This is a genomic window from Tepidicella baoligensis (assembly GCF_013432195.1).
Taxonomy (GTDB): domain Bacteria; phylum Pseudomonadota; class Gammaproteobacteria; order Burkholderiales; family Burkholderiaceae_C; genus Tepidicella; species Tepidicella baoligensis.
This window is the reverse complement of record NZ_JACCDB010000004.1, coordinates 40,071-63,989: the sequence shown is the minus strand read 5'-3', so window position 1 is coordinate 63,989 and position 23,919 is coordinate 40,071. Positions and strand designations below refer to the sequence as shown.

20 protein-coding genes are annotated in these 23,919 nt (G+C 64.6%); 2 read left to right on the top strand and 18 right to left on the bottom strand.

Annotation, left to right across the window (positions count from 1 at the left end; genetic code table 11):
- Nucleotides 1-19: 19 nt before the first annotated feature.
- Together HZS63_RS06370 and HZS63_RS06365 are read right to left on the bottom strand one after the other, a co-directional pair.
- Nucleotides 20-1,726, bottom strand: coding sequence for a long-chain fatty acid--CoA ligase (locus tag HZS63_RS06370; protein WP_180683221.1), 1,707 nt, complete (start codon nucleotides 1,724-1,726; stop codon nucleotides 20-22).
- 14 nt (nucleotides 1,727-1,740) lie between these two features.
- Entirely contained in the window at nucleotides 1,741-2,514 is a 774-nt protein-coding gene (locus HZS63_RS06365) for a class II aldolase/adducin family protein (RefSeq protein ID WP_180683220.1), read from the bottom strand.
- 175 nt (nucleotides 2,515-2,689) lie between these two features.
- On the opposite strand from HZS63_RS06365, the gene HZS63_RS06360 reads away from it, so the two are divergent.
- Nucleotides 2,690-3,187: a MaoC family dehydratase gene (locus HZS63_RS06360; protein ID WP_180683219.1), complete on the top strand. Its 498-nt coding sequence runs from the start codon at nucleotides 2,690-2,692 to the stop codon at nucleotides 3,185-3,187.
- 17 nt (nucleotides 3,188-3,204) lie between these two features.
- Here the strand turns inward: HZS63_RS06360 and HZS63_RS06355 are convergent, their stop codons facing one another.
- The 8 genes from HZS63_RS06355 to grpE all read right to left on the bottom strand — a co-directional run bounded on the left by HZS63_RS06355 (nucleotide 3,205) and on the right by grpE (nucleotide 14,568).
- Nucleotides 3,205-4,011, bottom strand: a complete 807-nt coding sequence (locus HZS63_RS06355) for a phospholipase A (RefSeq protein ID WP_180683218.1) — start codon at nucleotides 4,009-4,011, stop codon at nucleotides 3,205-3,207.
- Nucleotides 4,012-4,125: 114 nt separating this feature from the next.
- The gene (locus HZS63_RS06350) at nucleotides 4,126-5,256 is read right to left on the bottom strand and encodes an ABC transporter permease (RefSeq protein WP_180683217.1); all 1,131 of its coding nucleotides are present in this window, start codon (nucleotides 5,254-5,256) and stop codon (nucleotides 4,126-4,128) included.
- The gene (gene rbbA, locus HZS63_RS06345; protein WP_343039960.1) at nucleotides 5,253-8,006 is read right to left on the bottom strand and encodes a ribosome-associated ATPase/putative transporter RbbA; all 2,754 of its coding nucleotides are present in this window, start codon (nucleotides 8,004-8,006) and stop codon (nucleotides 5,253-5,255) included. The genes HZS63_RS06350 and rbbA overlap by 4 nt, the downstream gene beginning before the upstream one ends.
- A 5-nt stretch (nucleotides 8,007-8,011) precedes the next feature.
- Nucleotides 8,012-9,085: an HlyD family secretion protein gene (locus HZS63_RS06340; protein WP_180683215.1), complete on the bottom strand. Its 1,074-nt coding sequence runs from the start codon at nucleotides 9,083-9,085 to the stop codon at nucleotides 8,012-8,014.
- Nucleotides 9,086-9,342: 257 nt separating this feature from the next.
- Nucleotides 9,343-10,707, bottom strand: coding sequence for an MBL fold metallo-hydrolase (locus HZS63_RS06335; protein ID WP_180683214.1), 1,365 nt, complete (start codon nucleotides 10,705-10,707; stop codon nucleotides 9,343-9,345).
- 22 nt (nucleotides 10,708-10,729) lie between these two features.
- A complete protein-coding gene (gene dnaJ, locus HZS63_RS06330; protein WP_180683213.1) occupies nucleotides 10,730-11,863 on the bottom strand; it encodes a molecular chaperone DnaJ in 1,134 nt (377 codons plus the stop codon).
- A gap of 112 nt (nucleotides 11,864-11,975) precedes the next feature.
- Nucleotides 11,976-13,916, bottom strand: coding sequence for a molecular chaperone DnaK (gene dnaK / locus HZS63_RS06325; RefSeq protein ID WP_180683212.1), 1,941 nt, complete (start codon nucleotides 13,914-13,916; stop codon nucleotides 11,976-11,978).
- Between the two features lie 88 nt (nucleotides 13,917-14,004).
- A complete protein-coding gene (gene grpE / locus HZS63_RS06320) occupies nucleotides 14,005-14,568 on the bottom strand; it encodes a nucleotide exchange factor GrpE (RefSeq protein ID WP_180683211.1) in 564 nt (187 codons plus the stop codon).
- A 108-nt stretch (nucleotides 14,569-14,676) separates the two neighbouring features.
- Between grpE and HZS63_RS06315 the strand changes: the two genes are divergently transcribed.
- Nucleotides 14,677-15,525 carry a fumarylacetoacetate hydrolase family protein gene (locus tag HZS63_RS06315; RefSeq protein ID WP_180683210.1) on the top strand — a complete coding sequence of 283 codons (849 nt, stop codon included), beginning with the start codon at nucleotides 14,677-14,679 and terminating at the stop codon, nucleotides 15,523-15,525.
- Between the two features lie 25 nt (nucleotides 15,526-15,550).
- Here HZS63_RS06315 and HZS63_RS06310 read toward each other — a convergent pair whose 3' ends face one another.
- The 8 genes from HZS63_RS06310 to HZS63_RS06275 all read right to left on the bottom strand — a co-directional run bounded on the left by HZS63_RS06310 (nucleotide 15,551) and on the right by HZS63_RS06275 (nucleotide 23,903).
- Nucleotides 15,551-15,979, bottom strand: coding sequence for a MarR family winged helix-turn-helix transcriptional regulator (locus HZS63_RS06310; protein ID WP_343039959.1), 429 nt, complete (start codon nucleotides 15,977-15,979; stop codon nucleotides 15,551-15,553).
- Between the two features lie 121 nt (nucleotides 15,980-16,100).
- Nucleotides 16,101-17,783 carry an acyl-CoA dehydrogenase family protein gene (locus HZS63_RS06305; protein WP_180683208.1) on the bottom strand — a complete coding sequence of 561 codons (1,683 nt, stop codon included), beginning with the start codon at nucleotides 17,781-17,783 and terminating at the stop codon, nucleotides 16,101-16,103.
- Between the two features lie 7 nt (nucleotides 17,784-17,790).
- Nucleotides 17,791-18,525, bottom strand: coding sequence for an ABC transporter ATP-binding protein (locus tag HZS63_RS06300; protein WP_180683207.1), 735 nt, complete (start codon nucleotides 18,523-18,525; stop codon nucleotides 17,791-17,793).
- A gap of 1 nt (nucleotide 18,526) precedes the next feature.
- Complete coding sequence (locus HZS63_RS06295) at nucleotides 18,527-20,293, bottom strand: branched-chain amino acid ABC transporter ATP-binding protein/permease (protein WP_180683206.1); 1,767 nt, start codon at nucleotides 20,291-20,293, stop codon at nucleotides 18,527-18,529.
- Between the two features lies 1 nt (nucleotide 20,294).
- Nucleotides 20,295-21,335, bottom strand: a complete 1,041-nt coding sequence (locus tag HZS63_RS06290) for a branched-chain amino acid ABC transporter permease (protein ID WP_180683205.1) — start codon at nucleotides 21,333-21,335, stop codon at nucleotides 20,295-20,297.
- A 132-nt stretch (nucleotides 21,336-21,467) separates the two neighbouring features.
- On the bottom strand, nucleotides 21,468-22,601 hold the full coding sequence (locus HZS63_RS06285; protein WP_180683204.1) for an ABC transporter substrate-binding protein: 1,134 nt from the start codon (nucleotides 22,599-22,601) through the stop codon (nucleotides 21,468-21,470).
- An 84-nt stretch (nucleotides 22,602-22,685) separates the two neighbouring features.
- Entirely contained in the window at nucleotides 22,686-23,105 is a 420-nt protein-coding gene (locus HZS63_RS06280) for an acyl-CoA thioesterase (RefSeq protein WP_180683203.1), read from the bottom strand.
- 12 nt (nucleotides 23,106-23,117) lie between these two features.
- Entirely contained in the window at nucleotides 23,118-23,903 is a 786-nt protein-coding gene (locus HZS63_RS06275; protein ID WP_180683350.1) for an SDR family NAD(P)-dependent oxidoreductase, read from the bottom strand.
- Nucleotides 23,904-23,919 lie beyond the last annotated feature (16 nt).

Here is a 23,919-nt window from a genome sequence, read left to right as displayed (position 1 = left end):
TCATGGTTCGTCTCCTTTTCTAGGGGGTGGAAATGGCGCGGTCTAGCCGGTCCTGTTCTTCCTGCAACTGGCGCCACAGGATCTTGCCGCTGCCAGACTTTGGGAGTTGCTCGACGAACTCCACGATGCGCGGTACCTTGTAGGCTGCCATGTGGTCATGGGCCCAACGGATGATGTCTGCCTCGTTCACCGTGCCCCGGTGCTCGGGCCGGCAGACGACGAAGGCCTTGACGGTTTCCCCGCGTCGCGCGTCGCGCGCGCCGATGACGCACACCTCGTGAATGGCGGGGTGGTGGTAGAGCATGGCCTCCACCTCGGCGGGCCAGACCTTGAAGCCCGAGGCGTTGACCATGCGCTTGAGGCGGTCCACCATGAAAAAATAGCCCTCGTCATCGACCCGGGCCAGGTCGCCGGTGCGAAGGTATGGCCGGCCTTCCAGTTCGATGAACGCTTCTCGGGTGGCCGCCTCGTTGCGCCAGTAGCCCAGCATCACCTGCGGGCCGTGTACCACGATCTCGCCGGTTTCGCCTGCCGGCACCGGCTGCAGCGTCTGCGGGTCGATCAGGCGGGCGTCCACGTCGAACACGGGAATGCCCAGGCACTGCGGTTTGGGCCGATGGGGTGGGTTGATGTGGGTGGCCGCCATGGTCTCGGACATGCCGTAGCCCTCCACATAATCCAGCCCGGTGAGAGCCTTCAAGCGTTGCGCCACGGCTTCGGGCATGGCGGCGCCACCGCCGCGTATGCCTTGCAGGGAGGAGAGGTCCGCCTGTTCGATTCCGGGTTGTGCCAGGAAGTCCACCACCATGGTGGAAATGGCTTGCCAGTTCGTCACCCGGTGCTGGGCGATCAGGCGGGCGGCCAGTGCCCGGTCCCAGCGCGACATCAGCACGATGGTGGCGCCCACGTACAGCGGACCGTTCATGCCGCTGGCCATGCCGGTGACGTGGAAGAAGGGCAGCACGGAGAGCAGCACCGCATCCTGCGTGCGTCCGAACCACTGCATGCCCCCCACGGCCGTGGCGGCCACGCTGCGGTGGGTGTGCATGCAGCCTTTCGGCTGCCCGGTGGTGCCGGAGGTGTAAGGGAGCACGCACAGGTCGTCAGGCCCACGGGTGTGGGGGCCGGGTCGCGCATCCGTTGCCAGCGCCTGCTGCCAGGCGTGCAAACCGGGCTGTGCCAGAGGGATGGCCGGAGCGGTGAGCCAGTCGGGCAGGGGCAGGCCTGCGGTTTCAGGCCCCAGATAGTCGCTGTAGGTAGCCACCACTACGTGGTCCAGACCATTTGCACCGGTGGTTGCGCGACCCAGCAGAGGTTGCAGGACAGGCAGCAGGTCCTGAGCCGCGAAGGCCACCCGGGCACCGCTGTCGTGGATCAGGTGCTCCAGTTCGTCCGTCTTGTTCATCGGGTTCACCGGCACCACCACGGCGTTGGCACGCAGAATGGCATAGTAAGCCAATACCCATTGAGGGCTGTTTTGCAGGTAGAGCAGAACGCGCTCACCCGATTGAACACCACAGTGCCGCTGCAGATAGCCCGCCAGCCGCTCGGCCTGGGCGTGAAAGTCGGCGAAGGTCAGCGGCGTGCCGTAGTAGAGGATGAACGGCTTGTCCGGAAAGCGCCGGGCCGATACCTCCGCGTTGTAGAACAGGCTGGTTTGGGGCAGGGTCAGGTGTGCCGGCAGGCCCGGTGGCCAATGGGGGTGGGGCAGGGGACGTGGAGCCATCGGGAGTACAGGTGTCACGCTGCGTAGCCGGGTGAAAGTCGGTCCAGCCGCCGCAGCAGCCCGGGCCAGGCCAGCCCGCCACCCAGCCCCTTGGTTACCTGCCGTGCCTGTTCGGCGGCATTGGCCCGTACCGACAGTGGGATTTCGATCAGGCCCGCTCCACCCGACTGCGCCAGGATCTGGATGCGGCAGGCCGATTCCAGGGTGTACATGGCCAGGAACGCCTCGGCCACGCTGCGGCCACAGGTCAACAGACCGTGGTTGCGCAAAATCATGTGGTTGGCGTTGCCCAGGTCGCGCACCAGGCGTGGCTTTTCGTCGTCGCGCAGGGCCACGCCTTCGTAGTCGTGGTAGGCCAGGCTGGCCAACGGAAAAATCGATTGCTGCGACAGCGGCAGCAGCCCCCCCTGCTGGGCCGAGACCGCCACCCCGCTCGGGGTGTGGGTGTGCAGCACGCATTGCACGTCCGGTCGGGCGTCGTGGATGGCGCTGTGAATGGTGAAGCCTGCCGGGTTGACCGGAAACCGCGTCTCCAGCACCGGCTCGCCGCGGGCGTCCACTTTCACCAGGCTGGAGGCGGTGATCTCGTCGAACAACTGCCCATAGGGGTTGATGAGGAAATGCTCCGCTTCGCCGGGCACCCGGGCGGAAATGTGGGTGAAGATCAGGTCGTCCCAGCCAAACAGGGCCACCAAGCGGTAGGCTGCGGCCAGATCGACGCGGATTTGCCATTCTGCGTCGCTCACCTGGCTGCGGATCGAAGGGGGTGCTGTCTCCTGTTGCTGCATGGGCCGGCTCCTGGGGGTTGGAGGCATTCTGGCGGCGACCGTTCCTCTGGCCTGTAACGGATGTGACGGTCGCTGGCCCCTCCAGTCCGTTGTGTGACAACTCCCTGTATGCGCGTCAGGGTGGTCTGGTGTAAGGTGCGCTCCATGGCCTGAAACCGCTACCGAGGAGTCCCGCATGACCGCAATCAACCCCGATCAAAGTCCGCACATCAGCATCTGGTGGGAAGACCTGTCGGTGGGTGAGGTGCGCGACCTCGGCACCATCTCCCCCACGGCAGAAGAGATCGTGGCCTTCGCTCGCCAGTTCGACCCCCAGCCCTTTCACCTGGACCCGGAGGCGGCCCGGCATTCGGTTTTCGGGGGACTCTGCGCCAGCGGCTGGCACACCTGCGCCCTGGCCATGCGGTTGATGGTCACGAACTTTCTGCACCAAACGTCCAGTCTGGGTTCTCCCGGCCTGGACAGCTTGAAATGGCTGCGGCCCGTGTTTCCGGGCGACACCTTGCGCCTGCAACACCGCATCGTGGAGAAGCGCCCCATGAACAAGCGGCCCGACGTCGGTTTGGTACGCACGGTGTGGGAAATGTTCAACCAGGACGAGCAGAAGGTCCTGCACATGGAAGGCTACGGCATGTTCCGCCGCCGTGAGCCTGCGTCACCGACAAGCGATTGAGGCTGCGCATCACACCATCATCGTACGATGGCCAGCCCTACCCGAACATTCCACGAGGTACGTTGGTTGTAATTCCGGAGGGTTTCACCGTACCCGTCGAATGCCTGGACGTAGAAAAAGGCGCCGGTGCGGGCAAAAATCCGTTCCCGGATGGGGATGCTGAGATCGAGCTGGGTGGTGTGGCGCCCGCTTTTTCCATGCCGGTACATGAGCTGAATCACGGTGCTGTCGTCGTTGCCGTAACGCACGATGAAGTCGCCGTGGCCGCGATAGTCGGCGATGTCCGGGTTGTCGCTGCGCTCCAGGTAGGTATAAAGTTTCGGCGTGAACACCAGATCGCGGCCGAAGGCTCGGGTAGCCAGGCCAGGCATAAAGAACAGGGTGTCGATGGAACGCGATTTTTCACCGGCTTGGCCGTTGGATTCATGCTCGTAGCCCACCCTGAGGAAATGGGTGCGGTCAGGGCCACGCATACGTCCAAACTCCCAGAACAGCGAGGGTCGATAGCTGGTGTCTTCGAAAGGCGCGCTGTCCTTGCTGAGGTTCCAAAGCGAGGTCTGGGTGTAGGCGAAATGTAGGTTTTCCAGCCACGGTAGTTTCTGTACGACTCCCGAGTTTTCGTCCAGGATCCGGTACTTGAGGCTGAGTTGGAAGCGGGCCTTGGTGTCGCCACCGTCTTTGCCCACGACGAAGTACATGGGCTCATTGACCGTCAGGGCCGGTTCTTGGCGATCCGCCAGTACCTCCACGAGGGAAGGCGGGGGAGACTCGGAGCGCGGGTCCACCGGCGCATCGCCGTCGGCCTGAGCGGCCAGAGGTGCCATGATGAATGCCAGTAGGACCACGCGCGGGGACATGTGTTTGACGACAAGTTTCACTCGGTTTCTCCATTGACAGGCGTGAAGATCCTGGCGCGCATGGGCCTGCTGTGATCGCACTCAACCCATGGCCGCCAGGGTCTTGCGGAAACGCGCCAGCGAGAAGATGAACAAGGCCGACCCGATCACGGCCAGGCTGATCAACTGGGGCCAGACCACATCCAGGCCGGCGCCGCGGTAAAGGATACTTTGCGACAGCATCACGAAGTGGGTATTGGGTGCGGCCAGCATCACGAGCTGGACCAGCTCGGGCATGCTCTCGCGCGGCGTACTGCCGCCGGAGAGCATCTGTAGCGGCAGCAGCACCATCAGCAGCAGCATGCCGAACTGCGGCATCGAACGCGCCAGGGTTGCCAGGAAAATACCCAGCGACGTGGTGGCGAACAGGTGCAGGGCCGCGCCGCTGAAGAACAGCAGCAGCGAGCCTTCGATGGGCACCCCCATCAAGCCCCGCACGACGACGTTGAGCGCAAACGCCGAGGCGACCAGGACCACGGCGGCCATCGCCAGCACCTTGGCGGTCATGATCTCGAACGGGGTGACCGGCATCACCAGCAGATGTTCCAGGGTGCCGTGTTCGCGCTCGCGGATCAGCGCCGCACCGGTGAGCACGATGGACAGCATGGTGATGTTGTTGATGATCTGCATCACGCCGCCGAACCAGGCCTTGTTCAGCTGCGGGTTGAAGCGGGCGCGCAGGGCCAGGTCCACGGGGGGGCTTTCCACCGCACGGTGGCGGCGCACGAATTCGTTGACCTGTTCCTGGACGATCACCTGGATATGGCCGCTGCCGGTGAAGGCCTGGCTCATGCGGGTGGCGTCCACGCTCAACTGGATGGCCGGGGCGCGACCGGCCAGCACGTCGCGCTGGAAGCCGGCCGGGATGTACAGGGCGAAGGTGTCGAGGCCCGCGTCCATGCGCGCGTCCAGCTCGGCTGATGTGATCAGCACCGGTGGCATGAAGTACGGTGGATACAGGGCGTCGATGATGTGCCGGGACAAGGGCGAGCGATCCTCGTCGATCACCGCGATGGGGGCCTTGTTGAGCGTCTCGGGCATCGCGGTGGCGGCGGTGTAGATCGAGGCACTGAAGGCGTAGACGATCAGCACCAGCATGATCGGGTCGCGCAGCAGGCTGTGCAGCTCCTTGAGTGCCAGTTGGGTGATGTTGCGCAGGCGCTGGCGGATCATTTTTCCTGCTTCCTCAGCAGCAGGGCGGTCAAGCCGACCAGCACCGGGGCACTGATCAGCAGCGGAACGAACGAGGCCCAGAGATCACCGAATTCCAGCGCCTTGGAGAAGGTGCCGCGGGAAATGATGACGAAGTGCGTGGTCGGAAAGATCTCGCCGATCAGGCGTCCGGCACCTTCGAGCGAACTCACCGGATCGATCAGTCCGGAGAACTGGACCGCCGGCAGGATGGTCAGCAAGGCCGTGCCGAACAGGGCGGCGACTTGGCTGCGCACGAAGGAGGAGATCAGCAGGCCAAAGGCGGTGGCGCTGATGACATACAGGAAGGCGCCCAGCGCCAGTGCCGCGAAGCTGCCGGTGACCGGTACGCGAAACAGCACCACCGCCAACACCACCAGCAGCAGGAAACTCGCCATTGCCAGCACGATGTAGGGAATCTGCTTGCCGAGCAGGAATTCGAGCCGGGTGGCCGGGGTGACGTAGAAGTTGATGATCGAGCCCAGTTCCTTCTCGCGCACCACCGACAGGGCGGCGAGGATGGCCGGAATCAGCATCAGCAGCAGCGGGATCACCGCCGGCACCATGGCCGGCAGGCTGCGCACATCGGGGTTGTAGCGGAAACGCGTCTCCACGGTCGCCAGCGGGGTCATTGCCGTGTCGCCCATCGCCTCGCGCATTCGCTGGCTCAACCAGTGCTGGTGGATGCCCTGGACATAGCCGCGTACGGTCTCGGCACGCTGCGGCATGGCACCGTCGATCCACGCGCCGACCTGCACCGGCCGGCCGCGCAACAGATCGCGTCCGAATCCAGGCGGAATCTCGATGGCCAGGCTGATCTCGCCGGCGCGCATGCGGCGGTCCAACTCGGCGTAGTCGGCAAGCGGCGCGCGCTCTTCGAAATAGCGCGAGCCCGACAGGCTCAGGCTGTAATCGCGGCTGATGCTGGTCTGGTCATGATCGAGCACGGCAAAGGTCAGGTCTTCCACATCCAGGGTGATGCCGTAGCCCAGCACCAGCATCAGCACGATGCTGCCCAGAGCGGCCAGGCTTAGCCGGATTGGATCGCGGCGCAGTTCCAGTGATTCGCGCCGGGTGAAACTCAACAGGCGACGCAGGCTGAAGGCGCTGCGGACATCAGGCGTCGGCGTCGCTTGGGCGGGCGCCGAGTCCACCGGGCGGGCTTTGCGCTCGCGCGCCTGCGGCGCCTCGCCGGCCGCCTCCTGCAGGTAGGCGACGAAGGCGTCGTCCAGCGTCTTTGCCGCGCGCGAGGCCACGATGGCCTGCGGCGTGTCGCTCACCAGCACGCGCCCGGCGTGCATCAGCGAGATGCGGTCGCAGCGCTCGGCCTCGTTCATGAAGTGGGTGGAAATGAAGATGGTCACGCCATCCTTGCGCGACAGTTCGATCAGCGTCTGCCAGAAGGCGTCGCGCGCCACCGGGTCCACGCCCGAAGTGGGCTCGTCGAGGATCAACATCTCCGGGCCATGGATCATCGCCACCGCCAGCGACAGGCGTTGCCGATCGCCCAGCGGCAGGGCGTCGGGCAAGGCATCCAGGATGTCCAGCAAATCGAAGCGTTCGGCCATGGCCTGCACCCGGGGCGCGACGTCGGCTTCCGGCAGGCCGTACAGGCGCGCGTGCAGCACCAGGTTTTGCCGCACCGTCAATTCGCCATAGAGCGAAAAGCTCTGGGTCATGAAGCCGACGCGGCGGCGGGTGGCCAGGTCGTGGGGGTCGAGCGGCTTGCCAAACAGCAGCGCCTCGCCTTCACTGGCGGGCAGCAGCCCGGTGAGCATCTTCATGGTGGTGGTCTTGCCGCAGCCGTTGGAGCCGAGGAAGCCGAAGATCTCGCCACGCCGGATGCGGAAATTCACCCGGTCCACCGCCGTGAAATCGCCAAAGCGCATGGTGAGGTTGCGCGCCTCGATGGCCACCTCCGCCTCGGCGCTGGTTTCGTGCGGCACGATGTCCACCGGCCGGTAGCCGGCGCGTTTGGCTTCCGGCAGCAAGGCGATGAAGGCCTGTTCGAGCGTCTGGCAGCCGGTGCGCTCGAGCAATGCCGCCGGGCTGCCGGTGGCGAGCACGCGCCCTGCGTCCATCGCGGCCAGCCAGTCGAAGCGCGCGGCCTCCTCCATATAGGCGGTGGCCACCAGCACGCTCATGCCGGGGCGCTCGGCGCGGATGTCGTCGATCAAGGCCCAGAACTGGCGCCGCGACAGCGGATCGACCCCGGTGGTGGGTTCATCGAGGATCAACAGATCGGGGTCGTGGATCAGCGCGCAGCACAGCCCGAGTTTCTGCTTCATGCCGCCCGAGAGCTTGCCGGCCGGCCGGCCGGCGAAGGGGGCGAGCCCGGTGGCGGCCAGCAGTGCGGCGATGCGCCGCTCGCGCTCAGCCCGATCATGGCCGAACAGCCGGCCGAAGAAATCCACGTTCTCGAACACCGACAGGGTCGGGTAGAGGTTCTTGCCCAGGCCCTGCGGCATGTAGGCGATGCGCGGGCACACCTCGGCGCGAAAACGCGCGCTGGCCATGTCGCCCCCCAGCACCTCGATGCGCCCGCGCTGCAAGGCGCGCGCGCCGGCAACGAGGGCCAGCAGGCTGGACTTGCCCACTCCGTCCGGGCCGATCAGGCCGGCCATCACCCCGGCCGGGACATCCAGATCGATGCCCCGTAACGCCTGCACCTTCCCATAGTGCAAGCCCACCTCGTGCAAACGCACCACCGGCGCGGGCGCAGAGCCGGCCACGGAGTTCACTCCGGCAGCCTCACCTGCAACTGCGGCGGCCAGGGCGCGTCGGCATCGAGTTTGACATGGGCCACACCGGGCAGCCCGGTCTTGACCTGGGCCAGGTGTCTCTCCAGCAGGTCCGGCGGGATCTGCGCCCGCACCCGGAACATCAGCTTCTCGCGCTCGACCTCGGTTTCGACGGTCTTCGGCGTGAACTGCGCCACGTCCGCCACAAAGGAAATACGGGCCGGGATCACGTGCTGGGGAAACGCATCCAGCACCAGCCGCGCCTCGCTGCCCACGGCCACCCGCCCGACCGCGCGGGTGGGCAGGAAGAAGGTCATGTAGACGTCCTTGAGGTCCACCAGGTTCAGCACCCGTCCGCCGCCGCCGACCACCTCGCCAGGACGGGCCACGATGATCTGCACGCGGCCGTCGCGCGGGGCCTTGAGCACGCTGTCGTCGATGTCGGTACGGATGCGCGCCACTTCCGCATGGGCGGCCTCCACCGCCGATTCGCTGGCCCGGACCTGGTTGCGCGCCGCGGCGATCGCCGCATCACTGGCTGCCACCTGAGCCCGCGCGGCGGCCAGCGCGGCGGCGGCACGATCCACGACTTCGGCCTGGTCATCCAGTTGTTGCTGCGAGATGAAGGCTTGCTGGTGCAGCTCGGCGAAGCGCTGGGCGCGCCGCTTTGCGGCAGCCCATTCGGTCTGGCGCTGCACCACCACGGCCTGCATGGCGGCCTTCTCGCTCTCGCGCTGGGCCAGTTGGCTGCGCGCCGTACTCACCCCGTCCTCTGCCTGCCGGGCACGGGCTTCGGCCTGCCGCAGTTGCGCTTGCAGCGACTCGGTGTCCATGTGGACCAGTATTTGCCCGGTGTGCACCAAGTCACCTTCAGCCACTTCGATGGCCGCGACCCGGCCCGGCTGACGTGGCGCAATATCGATCTCCACCGCCTCGATGCGACCGTTGCCACTGGCGATGTGCTCCAGCGCACCGTCTTTATAGGTTTGATGCCATAGATACGCTGCCACGGCCATGATCACGGCGATCAGGACTGTTGCACCGAGAATGGTTTTGTTTTTTTCAGTCATGTTCCAATCGCCTCGGTTGCCACACGAAATCAATTCCCCCCTTTGGGGTGCGGTTATTGGGGATGATACCTGTCTTTGTGGGGTTGTACGTGTAAAGCAGGCGCCAGGCCTGAGCGCTGACTTGTTCGATTTGGCGCGCAGTTGATTGGCTGGCCATCACGGGGCTGGCATCGAACGGTTTCGACGCTGGATGCCGCCCGTGCCCAGCGTGCGTTGCGAAAGCTGCAATATGGTTGCACCTGCGAGGGCGGCCATGCTCATACCGCCCAGGTGGACCCATGCTCCGGCACCATGGCGTGCCAACGGAGTTCATTTTCGATGCGGCGGCGCAGGCAGTCGGCGGCTTCCTGGTCGCCGTGGACCACGAAGGCCCGATGTGGCTGGCCGGGGATGGCGCGCAACCATTGCATGAGCTGGCCGGCGTCGGCATGGGCGGAGGAGGAGCACAGCTGGGCCACTTCGGCGCGTACCGGCACGTCCTGCCCGTGGATGCGCAAGCTCGTGCCCCCTTTGACCAGGGTGGCGCCACGCGTGCCTGGTGCCTGGTAGCCGGTGAGGACGACCATGTGGCGGTGATCGCCGAGGTACTGCACCAGATGGTGCAGTACCCGCCCACCGGTGGCCATGCCACTGGCGGCCAGGATGACCTTGGGGCCGTGGTGGGTGGCAATGGCCTTGGATTCATCGGGCGTGCGAACCATTTTGGCCACCTTGGCCATGGCGTTGCACTCGGCGGCGTTGAGCCGGTGCTCGCCCAGGTGCTGTGTGAAAACCTCGGTGCTGTGGATGGCCATGGGGCTGTCCAGGTACACGGGCAGGGATCGGGGCAGGCGATGCTGGCGTTTCAGTTCGGCGATGGCGTGCAGCAGCGCCTGGGCCCGACCCACGGCAAATACCGGTACCACGGCCGTACCACCGCGCGCGGCCACTTTTTCCAGCAGCGGTGCGAGTTCGTCGATCAGGTTGTCGTTGGGGTGGTCGCGGTCCCCATAGGTGGATTCGACGATCACCGCATCGGCGCCCGGGGGCGGGTCGGGCGGGAGCATGATGAGGTCGTCCGGTCGGCCCAGATCGCCCGAGAACAGCAGCCGCTTGCCGCCGACTTCGAGTGACACGCTGGACGCTCCCAGGATGTGCCCAGCGCCGTAAAAGCGGGCCTTCCAGCCCTGGATGGGTTCGAACTCGCGCAGCGGCGGCACGGTTTTGAGCAGCTTGAGGCTGCGCACAGCATCGTCTTCGGTGTAGAGCGGGAGCGCAGGAGAATGTTTGGAGAAACCGTGCCGGTTGGCAAAGGCGGCGTCTTCTTCCTGGAGGTGGCCGCTGTCGGGCAGCAGGATCTGGCACAGGTCGCGTGTGCCGGGAGTGCACCACGCCTTGCCCTTGAAGCCTTCCTTGACCAGCAGTGGGAAGTAGCCGCTGTGGTCCAGGTGGGCGTGGGTGAGGATGACGGCCTGCAGATGGTTGGGCTCGAACGGCAGCGGTGTGCGGTTGCGCAGCCGCAGCTGCTTGTAGCCCTGAAACAGACCGCAATCGACCAACAGGCGCTGGTCGTCGTGCTGCACGAGAAACTTGGAGCCGGTGACGGTACCGGCTCCGCCCAGAAAGGTGATCCGAACGCTCATGCGTTCATTTCACCACAGTTTCTTACGAGAAAAATGCCTTGGCTTTCTCAAACCAGCCCTTGTCGTTGGGGCTGTGGCGGTGGCCGCCGCGCTGGAACGACTCATCGAGCTCGCGCAGCAACTTGCGCTGGTGCTCGGTGAGCTTGACGGGCGTCTCGACCACGATGTGGCAGTACAGGTCGCCCGGGTAGCTGGAGCGCAGACCCTTGATGCCGCGCCCGCGGAGCCGGAAGGTTTTGCCATGCTGGGTCCCTTCCGGGATCTCGATGGTGGCCTTGCCCTGGAGTGTGGGCACGGCGATCTCGCCACCCAGGGCGGCGGTGGTGATGCTCACCGGTACCTGGCAGTGCAGGTCGTCGCCGTCGCGCTCGAAGATGTCGTGCTTGCGGATGCGGATTTCGATGAACAGATCGCCGGGTGGCCCGCCGTTGCGACCGGGCTCGCCATTGCCGGCGGAGCGGATGCGCATGCCGTCGTCGATGCCGGCCGGGATCTTGATTTCCAGCGTCTTGTGCTTCTTGAGCTTGCCCTGACCGTTGCAGGCGGGGCAGGGTTCGGGAATGACCTTGCCACTGCCGTGACAGTGCGGGCAGGTCTGCTGCACGCTGAAGAAACCCTGGCGCATCTGCACCACGCCGGCACCGTTGCAGGTGGGGCAGGTCTTGACGCTGGTGCCGGGTTTGGCACCGCTGCCGTGGCAGGTGTCGCAATCTTCCCAGCTGGGAATGCGGATCTGTGCGTCCTTGCCGTGGGCGGCTTCTTCCAGCGTGATCTCCATGGCATAAGACAAATCGCTGCCACGATAGACCTGCCGGCCCCGGCCTGCGCCACGGTGGCCGCCAAAGATGTCGCCGAAGATGTCGCCGAAGGCGTCGGCAAAGCCACCAAAGCCTTCCGGCCCGCCTGGAGCACCCCGCATATTGGGATCCACGCCAGCATGGCCATACTGATCGTAAGCAGCCCGTTTCTGCGGGTCGCTCAACATTTCGTAAGCTTCCTTGGCTTCCTTGAATTTTTCTTCGGCTTCCTTGGCCTTGTCCCCCTGATTACGGTCAGGGTGATACTTCATCGCGAGCTTGCGATAGGCTTTTTTGATCTCGTCGTCGCTGGCGTTTTTGGCGACGCCCAGGATCTCGTAAAAGTCTCGTTTGGCCATGTCGGTACCAGTGCTCGTTTCGAGTGCAAACGCCGCGCCAGGTCACCGGGGTGCCCTGACGCGGCGGCGAATAGGGCGTGCGTCGAGCCGCGCCGACGCACGCGGTGAGGCTTCAGTCGCGCTTGACTTCCTTGACTTCGGCATCCACCACGTCGTCGTCGGCCGCGCGGCCGCCGCTGGCAGACTGGGCCTGCTCGGCACCAGCCGCCCCGGCAGCGGCTTGGCCGGCCTGCATGTCGGCGTACATTTTCTCACCGAGTTTCTGGCTCGCGCTCATCAACTCGTTGGTCTTCGCTTCGATCTCGGCCTTGTCGTCGCCCTTGGTGGCCTCTTCGACGGCCTTGATGGCGGCCTCGATCTTGTCTTTTTCACCGGCGTCGAGCTTGTCGCCGTACTCGTTGAGGCTCTTGCGGACCGAGCTGACCAGCGCATCGGCCTGGTTACGGGCCTGCACCAGTTCGACCTTCTTCTTGTCCTCGGCGGCATTGAGCTCGGCGTCCTTCACCATCTTCTGGATTTCCTCCTCGGTCAGACCCGAGTTGGCCTTGATGGTGATCTTGTTCTCCTTGCCGGTGCCTTTGTCCTTGGCGCTGACGTGCAGGATGCCGTTGGCGTCGATGTCGAAGGTCACTTCGATCTGAGGCACACCGCGCGGGGCCGGCGGAATGCCTTCGAGGTTGAACTCGCCCAGCAACTTGTTGCCGGCGGCCATCTCGCGTTCGCCCTGGTAGACCTTGATCGTCACGGCCGGCTGGTTGTCATCGGCCGTGGAGAAGACTTGCGAGAACTTGGTCGGGATGGTGGTGTTCTTGCTGATCATCTTGGTCATCACGCCGCCCAGGGTCTCGATGCCCAGAGACAGCGGGGTGACGTCGAGCAGCAGCACGTCCTTGCGGTCGCCAGCGAGCACCGCGCCCTGGATGGCCGCGCCCACGGCCACGGCCTCGTCGGGGTTGACGTCTTTGCGCGGCTCTTTGCCGAAGAACTCCCGGACCTTTTCCTGCACCTTGGGCATGCGGGTCATGCCACCGACCAGGATCACGTCATCGATGTCGCTGACTTTGATGCCGGCGTCTTTGATCGCGATGCGGCAGGGCTCGATGGTGCGCTCGATCAGCTCCTCGACCAGGCTTTCCAGCTTGGCGCGCGTGAGCTTGATGTTCAGGTGCTTCGGCCCCGTGGCATCGGCCGTGATGTAGGGCAGGTTGATGTCGGTCTGCGAGCTGTTGGACAGCTCGATCTTGGCCTTCTCGGCGGCCTCTTTCAGGCGCTGCAAGGCCAGCACGTCTTTCGTGAGGTCCACGCCTTGCTCTTTCTTGAACTCGGCGATGATGTAGTCGATGATGCGCTGGTCGAAGTCCTCGCCGCCCAGGAAGGTGTCGCCGTTGGTGGACAGCACCTCGAACTGCTTCTCGCCATCGACGTCGGCAATCTCGATGATCGAGATGTCGAAGGTGCCGCCGCCCAGGTCATAGACCGCGATCTTGCGGTCGCCCTTGCCGGCTTTGTCCAGGCCGAAGGCCAGGGCGGCTGCGGTGGGTTCATTGATGATGCGCTTGACCTCCAGGCCGGCGATGCGGCCTGCGTCCTTGGTGGCTTGGCGCTGGGCGTCGTTGAAGTAGGCCGGCACGGTGATCACGGCCTCGGTGACCGGCTCACCCAGGTAGTCCTCGGCGGTCTTCTTCATCTTGCGCAGCACTTCGGCGCTGACTTGCGGCGGGGCCAGTTTCTGGCCACGCACTTCCACCCAGGCATCGCCGTTGTCGGCGGCCACGATGGAGTAGGGCATCAGGTCGATGTCCTTTTGCACTTCTTTTTCCGTGAACTTGCGGCCGATCAAGCGCTTGACGGCGAACAGCGTGTTCTTGGGGTTGGTGACGGCCTGGCGCTTGGCGCTGGCACCGACGAGGATTTCGCCATCTTCCTGATAAGCGACGATGGACGGCGTGGTGCGTGCGCCTTCGCTGTTCTCAATCACGCGCGCGGTGTTGCCTTCCATGACGGCGACACACGAGTTGGTGGTGCCCAGGTCGATGCCGATGATCTTGCCCATGTGTTACTCCTGAGTATGCTTGGGAATTTGGAAAAATTGAACTGATGTGAATGTGTGGCTGCCAGACGGCTTTTCAAGCCCGCGAGCCTTACTTGGCCCCAGCCACGGTGACCAGGGCCGGTCGCAGTACCCGTTCGCTGATCAGGTAGCCCTTCTGGAGCACCGTCACCACGGTATTGGGTTCCTGGTCTGCAGGCACCATGCTGATCGCTTGGTGGTAATGGGGGTCGAACTTGTCGCCAGGGGCAGGGTCGATGGGGAGTACCTTGTGGCGGCTCAGTGCAGACTGAAGCTGCTTGAGGGTGGCTTCGGCGCCTTCACGGATCTGCTCCAGCGTGGCTTCCTGGACGGCCAGGCCGGCTTCCAGGCTGTCGAGCACCGGCAGCAGGCTTTCAGCAAAACCTTCCACGGCGAATTTACGCACTTTGGCCACTTCTTCTTCGGTACGGCGCCGCATGTTTTCCACTTCGGCCTTGGCACGCAGGTACTGCTCGACGAGTTCGGCGTTTTGGGCCTTGAGGGTGGCCAGTTCGTCAGCGGGGCTGTTGGCCTGCTCGGCGGCCTGGGCCGAGGCGCCTGTTTCGGTTTGCTCGGGGCTGACAGGGGCGTTCGGATCGGGCTTGGTGTAGGTGGGATCTTGCTCGTGTTGCATGGTGGGGCGTCAGGGTTGTGTGTACTTCAAAATGCCTCAGCTGAGGCCGCATCGATGGGTTTCAAGGCCCGACATGCCAGAATCTGGCGCTGTCGAAGGAGATGATCGATGAAATTGTTTCGTTATGGGGAGTCTGGTCAGGAACGCCCGGGTGTGCTGGATGCCCAGGGTGTGCGGCGAGACCTTTCGCAAGTGCTCGACGACCTCACGCCGGCCGTGCTGACGCCGGCCTCCCTGGCCCGACTGGCCACGCTGGACCTGGCTACGCTGCCGGTGGTATCACCGCAGGCCCGACTGGGCCCGTGCGTAGGCCAGGTGCGCAACGTCGTGGCCATCGGGCTCAATTATGCCGACCATGCCGCCGAAGCCGGTCTGCAGCCCCCGAGTCAGCCCATCGTGTTCAACAAGCACAGCGGCAGTATCAGCGGGCCCAACGACCCGGTATGGCTGCCCCCGGATTCGCAGAAGCTGGATTGGGAGGTGGAGTTGGGGGTGGTGATCGGCCGGCCCGCCTGGCACGTGTCGCGCGCGGAAGCGCTGGCTTGTGTGGCCGGTTACTGTTTGGTCAACGACGTGTCGGAGCGGGCCTACCAGATGGAGCGCGAAGGCCAGTGGGTCAAGGGCAAGAGCTATCCCAGCCACTGTCCCATGGGTCCTTGGCTGGTCACCGCCGATGAAGTGGCCGATCCGCAAAACATCGACCTGTGGCTGGATGTGAACGGGGTGCGCCGCCAGACTGGCAACACGCGCACCATGATCTTCGATGTGGCCACCCTCGTGAGTTACCTGAGTCAGTTCATGCGGCTGGAGCCTGGTGATCTGATCCCGACCGGTACACCCCCCGGTGTGGGTATGGGACAAAAGCCTCCGGTGTTTCTGCGCGAGGGCGACGTGATCACCCTGGGCAGTCCGGTGCTGGGTACGCAACGGCAGACGGTGATGCGCCGGGCCGTTTGAGGGGGGCGATGCGCAAGGGCGGTGCTCAGCCGGCGGGTTGATAGACTTTGCGCAGCAGGCCGATGAGGGTGCGGCGTTCCTCTTCCGTGAGGTGGGTGATGGCTTCCGTTTCGAGGGATGCGACCACAGACTGGGCTTCGCCTTGCAGGCGTTCGCCTGCGGCGGTCAGGTACAGCCCTTGAGCCCGCCGGTCGTGGGGGTGAGGGCGTTTCTCGATCAGCCCGCGCTCTTCGAGTTGACGCACCAACCCCACCAGATTGGGGGGCAAGATGGCCAGTGCGCTGCTCAGTTGCCGTGAGGTCACACCGGGATTGTGGGCGATCAGGGTGAGCACGGAAAAGTCGACGACCCGCAGGCCGTAAGGGGCCATGCGCTCCAGAAACACCGAGATCACCGCCAGCGCCGCGCGGCGGGCGTTGTAGCCGATCAGCCCTTCGAGAAAGGTGGCATCCACGGCGGGGGCGGTTTCGGTGGGTGGCACTGCGGCGGAAGGCGGGCGTTGAGTGGGCGTGAAAGGCGGCATAGCCCGAAATGTTACCGTGTTGTCGTATGGCCTCACCCCCTCACCGAAGGTTTCAGTTTAGGGCCGCGCGGACCATCTCGCGGCGCATGGCACATTCGGGCCACACCGAGCGGCCAAAGGCCTCCGGTACGGGCGATGTGCCGTTCGCGCCGGCTTCCAGGCGGCAGACGGCCCAGCCCATCAGCGTCAGGGCGACGGCGCGCAGAAAATCGCCCGCTACGGGGTAGAGCGCGGTGGGCTGGGCGGCCGGCAGGGCGGCGGCCAGGTCGCGCAGGGCATCGACGTCGCGGCGGGCGCGTGGGGCGCTGGGGGAGTGCGTGTGGGTGAGGTCGCCATCCAGCCGGTCGAGCCAGGTGCTGAAGCTGCGTCCCCCGTCGGCGAGCACTTTGCGGAACAGCAGGTCTTGTGCCTGGATTTCGTTGGTGCCTTCGTAGATCATGGTCACGCGCGCATCGCGCACCACCTGCTCGATGCCCCATTCGCGCACGTAGCCGTGGCCGCCGAAGACCTGCAGGCAGTCGCTGGCGCCGTGGAAGGCCTGGTCCGTCCAGGCGGCCTTGAGCACGGGGGTGGCCAGGGCGCACCACTGCTGCGCCTGCTGGCGGCGGGCAGCGTCGGGGTGATGTTTGGCCACGTCGAGCTCGATCGCCGTCTGGTAGGCGATGACGCGGCCGGTATCCACCCAGGCGCGCTGGGTGTCGAGCAGGCGCTGCACCGCCGGGTGTTCGATGATGGGGTCGGCCGGTTGTGACGGGTCGCGCCGCACCGGAGCGCGCATCTGGCGGCGGTCGCGGGCGTAAGCGTCGGCTTTTTGCCAGGCGGCGTCGAGCAGGCCCACGCCTTGCAAGGCCACGTGCAGGCGGGCAGCGTTCATCATCAGGAACATGGCGTTGAGGCCTTTGCCGTGTTCGCCCACCAACCAGCCGGTGGCTTCGTCGAAGCGCATGACGCAGGTGGGGCTGCCGTGCAGGCCCATTTTTTCTTCGATGCGCTCGCACACCACGGGGCTGCGGCTGCCGTTTTCGTAGAACTTGGGCACGAGGAACAGCGAGAGGCCCTTGGGGCCGGGCGGGCTGTCGGGCAGGCGGGCCAGCACCAGGTGGACGATGTTGTCGGTGAGGTCGTGCTCGCCACCGCTGATGAAGATCTTGGTGCCGCTGATGCGGTAGCTGCCGTCGGCTTGTGGCACGGCCTTGGTGCGGGCCAGGCCGAGGTCGCTGCCGGCGTGGGGTTCGGTCAGGCACATGGTGGCGAGCCACTCGCCGGTGGCCACTTTCTCCAGGTAGCGGGCCTTGAGTTCGGGGCTGGCGTGGTGCTTGATGCAGTCGTAGGCGCCATGCAGCAGGCCCGGCGCCATGGTCCAGCCGTGGTTGGCGGCGCTGAGCCATTCGTACAGGACCATTTCCAGCACGGTGGGCAGGCCCTGGCCGCCGTCTTCGGGTGCGGCCGAGAGGGCAGGCCAGCCTGCCTGCCAGAAGGCCTGGTAGGCGTCGCGGAACCCCGGGGGCATGGTGACACGGCCGTCCTGCCACCGGGCACCGATCTCGTCACCGTCGCGGTTGAGCGGTGCCACCACCTCGCCCACGAACTTGCCTGCCTCTTCCAGCACCTGGCGCATCAGATCGGGGTCGGCGTTGTCGGCCAGGGCTGGCAGTGGTGCCAAGGTGTCCTGGGCTCGCAAGACGTCGAGCAGGATGAAACCAATGTCGGAGGCGATGGGACGATAGGCGTTCATGGTGGGGTCAGTGGTGTTTGCGGGCAGCGCCCAGATAGGTCTCGATCACGCGGGGGTCGTCTAACAGTTGCGTGGCAGGGCCTTGAGTGCTGAGTTCACCCATTTCCAATACATAGCCATAGTCGGCTACTTGCAGGGCAGCCCGAGCGTTTTGCTCTACCAGCACGATGGTCACGCCGGTCTTGCGAAGGCTTTCGATGATGGTGAAGATTTCGCGAACGATCAGCGGCGCAAGACCTAAGCTTGGCTCATCGAGCATCAGCAGCGACGGCCCTGACATGAGCGCGCGACCCACGGCCAGCATCTGCCGTTCACCGCCCGATAGCGTGCCCGCTTGTTGGGTTCGGCGCTCCTTCAGTCGGGGGAAGGTGGTGAAGACCTCATCGAGCCGGTCGCGCCAGTCGCGCTGGCCCAGACGCATCTGGCGAAAGCCGCCCAGGACCAGATTGTCTTCCACCGACATGGAGCCGAACAGTTCACGCTTTTCGGGCACCAGCGCAATACCGGCCATCACCCGTTCTTCCAGCGTCAGTTCATGGAGGGCCGTGCCACCGAGCTCGATCTGGCCTTTGCCGGGCAGGATGCCCATCAGGGTGTTGAGCAGGGTGGACTTGCCGGCGCCGTTGGGTCCGATCACGGTGATGACGCTGCCTTTGCCAGCTTCCAGGCTGAGGCCGTGGAGGACTTCAGCCCTGCCGTAACCGGCGCGCAGCTCACTGACTTTCAAGAAGGGTGTGGGCATATCAATGTTCCGTTCCTAGGTAGGCCGCACGAACCGCCGGGTTGGCTTGTACCTCGGCAGGGGTGCCGCAGGTCAACAGAGTGCCGAATTCCATCACCACCAACTGGTCGCAGACGTCCATGACCAGATCCATGTCGTGTTCCACCAGCAAAATGCTCATGCCCTCGCTGCGCAGCTGGCGCAGCACATTGGTTAGTGCCACCTTTTCCTTGTGGCGCAACCCGGCCGCCGGTTCATCGAGCAGCAGCAACGCCGGGTCACAGCACAGGGCGCGTGCAATTTCCATCAGGCGCTGCGGCCCCATGGCGAGGTTGCCGGCCTGCTCGTGAAGGTACTGTCCCATGCCGATACGTTCCAGCTGGCGCTGAGCCTGCTTGAACAACTGGCGCTCTTCGGCCTGGTTGAGGTGCAGCATCGACCGCACCACGCCGGCCTGGCCGCGCGTGTAGGCGCCCAGGGCCACGTTTTCCAGCACGGTCATGTCGGGAATCATCTTGACGTGCTGGAAGGTGCGGGCCATGCCTTCGCGCAAGATGTCGCGCGAGCGCAGGCGGGTGATGTCTTTGCCTCGGAAATGCACCTCGCCAGAGGTCTTGGCGAGCACCCCGGTGACGAGGTTGAAGGTGGTGGACTTGCCGGCGCCATTCGGCCCGATGAGACCGACGATTTCGCCGGCGTGGATCTGGAAGCTGATATCGTTAACGGCCGTGAGCCCGCCGAACTGCTTGCGGATGCTGCGCACGTCGAGGACCAACTCGCCGTGGCCGGGTTGGGCGCGGGCAGGCAGATCCGGGGCATCGGCCCAGTCCATCTGACGCGGGGGGAGCGGAAGACGCTGCTCCACCAGCGACCATAGGCCTTGGGGCAGGAATTTCAGCATCAGTACCAGCAGGATGCCAAACACGATGACTTCAAAGCTGCCACTCGTCCCCAGCAGCTTGGGCAGCAGCACCTGCAATTGATCTTCCAGAACCTTGGTGAGGAAGGCGCCGGTAAGCGCCCCCCAGACCTGGCCTACGCCACCGATGACGGCCATGAACAGGTATTCAATGCCCATTTTCAGGCCAAAGGGCGATGGGTTGATCGAGCGCTGGAAGTGGGCGAACAGCCAGCCTGAGATGGCCGCCAGCAAAGCCGCTAGCACGAAAATGATGATCTTGTACCGCAGGGTGTTTACTCCCATGGCTTCGGCCATCTGCGTGGCACCTTTGAGAGCACGGATGGCGCGTCCGGGCCTGGAGTCGAGCAAGTGCTGAATGGCCCACACCGCTGCCAGCACGCATAACCAGATCAGCACGTAAATGCCGCGCCCCTGGCCTAGGTCATGACCGAACACGCTGATACCGGTGATGCCCAGCAAGCCGTCGTACTTGCCCAGGGCGTCGAGATTGCCCATCAGGTAGTACAGCGACAACCCCCACGCAATAGTGGCCAACGGCAGATAGTGTCCCGACATGCGAAGCGTGATGCAGCCGACGATAAAGGCCGAAATGCCCGTGAGCAGCAGGCCCGCGAACAGCGTGACCCAGGGTGACCACCCCAGATTCAACGTGAGCCAGGCGCTGGTGTAGGCAGCAATGCCCACGAATGCTGCTTGGCCGAACGAAGTGAGCCCGGCGACGCCCGTCAGCAACACCAGCCCCAGGCAGACCAAGCTGTAGAGCCCGATGTAGTTCAGTTGAAGAATCCAGAAATCGGGAAGTGGCAGCAGCGCGATCGCAGCCAGCACCACGATCAAGCCGATCCAGCCCATGCGACGGATAGGCATATCAATGCTCCTCCTCAGAATGGCCACTGGCCAGTGAGCGCCATAGCAGGATGGGCAGAATCAGAGTAAAAACGATCACCTCCTTGAAGGCGCTTGCCCAGAATGAGCTGAAGGCTTCCACCACGCCCACGAAAAGGGCACCGACCAGCGCCACCGGGTAGCTGGACAGTCCAGCGATCACCGCCGCCACGAAACCTTTGAGGCCAATGAGGAAACCGGAATCGTAGAACACCGTGGTGGTAGGGCCAATGAGCAGCCCCGACAGGGCCCCGATCAAGGCCGCCATGGTGAAGGTAAGCTGACCGCTGGCGTGGGACGAAATGCCCATGAGCCGCGCGCCGAGCCGGTTCACTGCCGTGGCGCGTAGCGCCTTGCCGTACAGAGTGCGCTCGAAAAACAGCCACAGCAAGACGATCAGCGAAATGGCCGCGAGGCCGATGATGATGGCTTGCCCAGACAGCATCACAGCGCCTAGGGCGAAACGCTCGTCCCAGAAGGCCGGATTGCGGAAGCCTTCGGCACCGAAAAATAGCAGTCCCAGGCCAACCATGGCGAAGTGCACGCCGACCGACACGATCAGCAACACCAGAGGCGTGGCGTCTTCGAGCGACTGGTAGGCCACGCGATAGACCAGCGGGCCGAACGCCGTGACGATGGCGACGCTCAGCAGTGCCTGGACCGCCAGCGGAAACTGCTGCGGTGCCGCCCACCAGCCCAGAGCCGCCACCACCGCGGGAATCGCCAACAGTTTGACTCCGGCCTGTAAGCCTGCAACTGCGCTGTGTCGGTGGCGCCAGGTGGTGTAACCCTCCATCAGGGCGGCGACCACGGCGAGCAGCAACAGCAGCCAGACCGTGCCGGGCACCTGGCCGGTTTGAAACAGGGCAAGGGTCAGGGCGCCGTAAGCCACAAACTCCCCCTGGGGAATGAATATCACGCGGGTGACGGCAAATACCAGCACGGTGGCCAAGCCCAGAAGGGCATAAATGGCACCGTTGGTGAGTCCGTCAACCAGCAAGATGCTGACGATCGTTGAGTCCATAGGGCGACCCCGAATCAACGGGGCTCATTAGGCTGATGGGGCAAATCGGGCCGGGAGAGGCCGGCATGGAAGGGTCGACCTCAATCGAGTAATGCCACGGGCATCGGTGCGCCCGTGGCTCCCTTTGGTCAATTACTTCTCGAACTTCCAGTCGCCGTTGACGACTTTGTAGATCACGCCGGTGTCGGGCGTGTAACCCCAGTGGTCGTCCTTCGTCCAGTTCAGCGTGCCGTGGGCAACCACGGTGGGTCCCATGGTTTCAAACGCGTCGCGCAAAGCCGTACGGAACTCCGGCGTGCCGGGCTTGGCCTTTTTGAGCGCGATGGGCAACGCCTTCTCGAGCACCAACACCACGTCGTGGGCATGACCGGCGAACTGGTTCGCAGTTCCGGCGCCGTAGGCCTTGTCGTATTGCTGAGCAAAGTCCATGGCAATCTTTTTGGATGGGTTGCTGTCGGGCAACTGCGAGGGGGCGATCACCGGGCCGGCGACAACGAAGGCGCCTTCTACGTCCTTGCCACCCACGCGCATCAGGTCTTTGGTGGCCGCACCGTGGGTCTGGTAAATCTTGCCTTTGAACCCGCGTTCGACGATGCTCTTGTGCGGCATCGCGGCCCCGCTGCCGGAAGCGACGATCAGCATCGCGTCTGGGTTGGCGGCGACCAGCTTCAGGGCTTGGGCAGTCACGCTGGTGTCGTTGCGGGCGAAACGCTCCACGCCCACGATCTGGATGCCAGCCTTTTCGGCCAACGGAGTGAACGCTTGCAGCCACTGCTCACCGTAGGCGTCGGTGTAGCCGAGGTAGCCGACCGACTTGATGCCCAGCTTCTGCATGTGCGACACGATGGCCGTGGCCATTACGCCGTTTGATTGGGGCATGCGGAAGCTCCAGGCATCTTTGCCTGGGGGTAGGCCAATGGGTGTGAGCGCCAGCTGGGGTGTTTTGGTGTCCAGTGCGACATCGGCAATGGCCACGCCCACCGGGGTTGCCACGGAGCCGACGATCAGGTCGACCTTGTCTTCGGTGGTGAAGCGGCGGGCGTTCTTGACACCGTTGGTGGGATCGGTTGCATCGTCGAGAATGGTGACCTGCAGCTTTTCCCCGGCGATGGTGGTGGGCCACAGCGCGATCTGGTTCTTGGCCGGAATGCCCAACCCGGACGCAGGGCCGGTAAGCGGCAAGATCACGCCGATCTTCACGTCGGCCATGGCCGCGGTGGCAGTGGCCAGGATGGTGGCTGAAAGCAGGGCTTTTGTGAACTTCATGGGTCAGTCTCCTAAAAGGACAAGGGTGGTACAGAGGTGAGGAAAGGCCGGCTTCTTGGGTGGCCGGCTTAAAACGAGATGGCGTTAGCTGCACAGGGCCTTGATGTCCCCGGGCACCGAGATGGCCTTGATGCGGTCTGGGTCGTCGGGGTGTTTGATGACGAAGGCGCGGGTTTCCGTGCCTTCGCACAGCACCTCGTCGCCCCGTTTGACCACGTGCTTGTGGATGAACACCTTGTCGCGCCATTCGATGACGCTGGTGTGCACCTGCAGCCGCTCACCGTAGGTGGCCGGGCGCATGAACTTGGTGTGGATTTCGAGCAGCGGGGTGCCAACGATGCCGCGCGTCTTGACCAGCTCGCGCCAGGGCGGGACGCCGCACTTCACGAAGAAGTTCAGTGACGAAGCGTCCATCCATTTGGAGAAATTGGGGAAGAAGACGATGCCGGCGGGGTCGCAGTCGCCGAACATCACTTCCACTTCGTACACGACGGTTTTGCTCATGTTCAATCCTTTTCAGCGCGGGGCCATGCGCAAGGCACCGTCCAGGCGGATGGTTTCACCGTTGAGGTGGCCGTTGCGGACGATGTGACATGCCAGCTCGGCGAATTCCTCGGGTTTGCCCAGGCGCCGGGGAAACGGGATGCTGGCCGCCAGCGATGCCTGCACCGGCTCGGGCAACTGCTTCATGAGGGGCGTGGCGAACAGGCCGGGGGCAATGGTGCAGACGCGGATGCCGTGCTGCGACAGGTCGCGCGCCATGGGCAGGGTCATGCCCACCACGCCAGCTTTGGAGGCGCTGTAGGCCTGCTGGCCCACCTGGCCGTCATAGGCGGCGACCGAGGCGGTGAACACCATGACTCCGCGCTCGTCGTCTTCCATCGGATCCAGTCTGGCACAGGCAGCGGCGAACAGCCGGGCCACGTTGTAGGTGCCCACCAGGTTGACGTTGACGACCTTGGCGAAGTCTTCCAGCGCAGCGGGGCTGCCGTCCTTGCCGATGACCCGCTTGGCGGTTCCAATGCCGGCGATCTGCATGAGGATGCGCGCCGGTCCGTGGGCCGCGGCGGCTGTGTCGATGGCGGCTTGCACACTCTCGGGGCTGGTGACGTCGCAAGCAAGCGCCAGAGCCGTGCCCGCGCCGCATGCGGTGTTGATGTCATGGGCCACGCGCTCGGCGTTGGCCTGATGGATGTCGAGCACGGCCACTTGGGCGCCCAGGCGGGCGAGTTCGCGGGCGGTGGCTGCGCCCAAGCCGGAACCGCCGCCGGTGACGAGGGCTGCTTTGCCTTGAATGTCCATGATGCTTCCTTGGTTG

Coding starts and splice junctions, on each gene's coding strand:
- dnaK (WP_180683212.1), bottom strand. CDS start 13,916: ATGGGCAAGATCATCGGCATCGACCTGGGCACCACCAACTCGTGTGTC.
- grpE (WP_180683211.1), bottom strand. CDS start 14,568: ATGCAACACGAGCAAGATCCCACCTACACCAAGCCCGATCCGAACGCC.
- HZS63_RS06285 (WP_180683204.1), bottom strand. CDS start 22,601: ATGAAGTTCACAAAAGCCCTGCTTTCAGCCACCATCCTGGCCACTGCC.
- HZS63_RS06365 (WP_180683220.1), bottom strand. CDS start 2,514: ATGCAGCAACAGGAGACAGCACCCCCTTCGATCCGCAGCCAGGTGAGC.
- HZS63_RS06290 (WP_180683205.1), bottom strand. CDS start 21,335: ATGGACTCAACGATCGTCAGCATCTTGCTGGTTGACGGACTCACCAAC.
- HZS63_RS06315 (WP_180683210.1), top strand. CDS start 14,677: ATGAAATTGTTTCGTTATGGGGAGTCTGGTCAGGAACGCCCGGGTGTG.
- HZS63_RS06300 (WP_180683207.1), bottom strand. CDS start 18,525: ATGCCCACACCCTTCTTGAAAGTCAGTGAGCTGCGCGCCGGTTACGGC.
- HZS63_RS06370 (WP_180683221.1), bottom strand. CDS start 1,726: ATGGCTCCACGTCCCCTGCCCCACCCCCATTGGCCACCGGGCCTGCCG.
- HZS63_RS06360 (WP_180683219.1), top strand. CDS start 2,690: ATGACCGCAATCAACCCCGATCAAAGTCCGCACATCAGCATCTGGTGG.
- HZS63_RS06280 (WP_180683203.1), bottom strand. CDS start 23,105: ATGAGCAAAACCGTCGTGTACGAAGTGGAAGTGATGTTCGGCGACTGC.
- HZS63_RS06275 (WP_180683350.1), bottom strand. CDS start 23,903: ATGGACATTCAAGGCAAAGCAGCCCTCGTCACCGGCGGCGGTTCCGGC.
- HZS63_RS06305 (WP_180683208.1), bottom strand. CDS start 17,783: ATGAACGCCTATCGTCCCATCGCCTCCGACATTGGTTTCATCCTGCTC.
- HZS63_RS06335 (WP_180683214.1), bottom strand. CDS start 10,707: ATGAGCGTTCGGATCACCTTTCTGGGCGGAGCCGGTACCGTCACCGGC.
- HZS63_RS06355 (WP_180683218.1), bottom strand. CDS start 4,011: ATGGCACCTCTGGCCGCTCAGGCCGACGGCGATGCGCCGGTGGACCCG.
- dnaJ (WP_180683213.1), bottom strand. CDS start 11,863: ATGGCCAAACGAGACTTTTACGAGATCCTGGGCGTCGCCAAAAACGCC.
- HZS63_RS06295 (WP_180683206.1), bottom strand. CDS start 20,293: ATGCCTATCCGTCGCATGGGCTGGATCGGCTTGATCGTGGTGCTGGCT.
- HZS63_RS06350 (WP_180683217.1), bottom strand. CDS start 5,256: ATGATCCGCCAGCGCCTGCGCAACATCACCCAACTGGCACTCAAGGAG.
- HZS63_RS06340 (WP_180683215.1), bottom strand. CDS start 9,085: ATGACTGAAAAAAACAAAACCATTCTCGGTGCAACAGTCCTGATCGCC.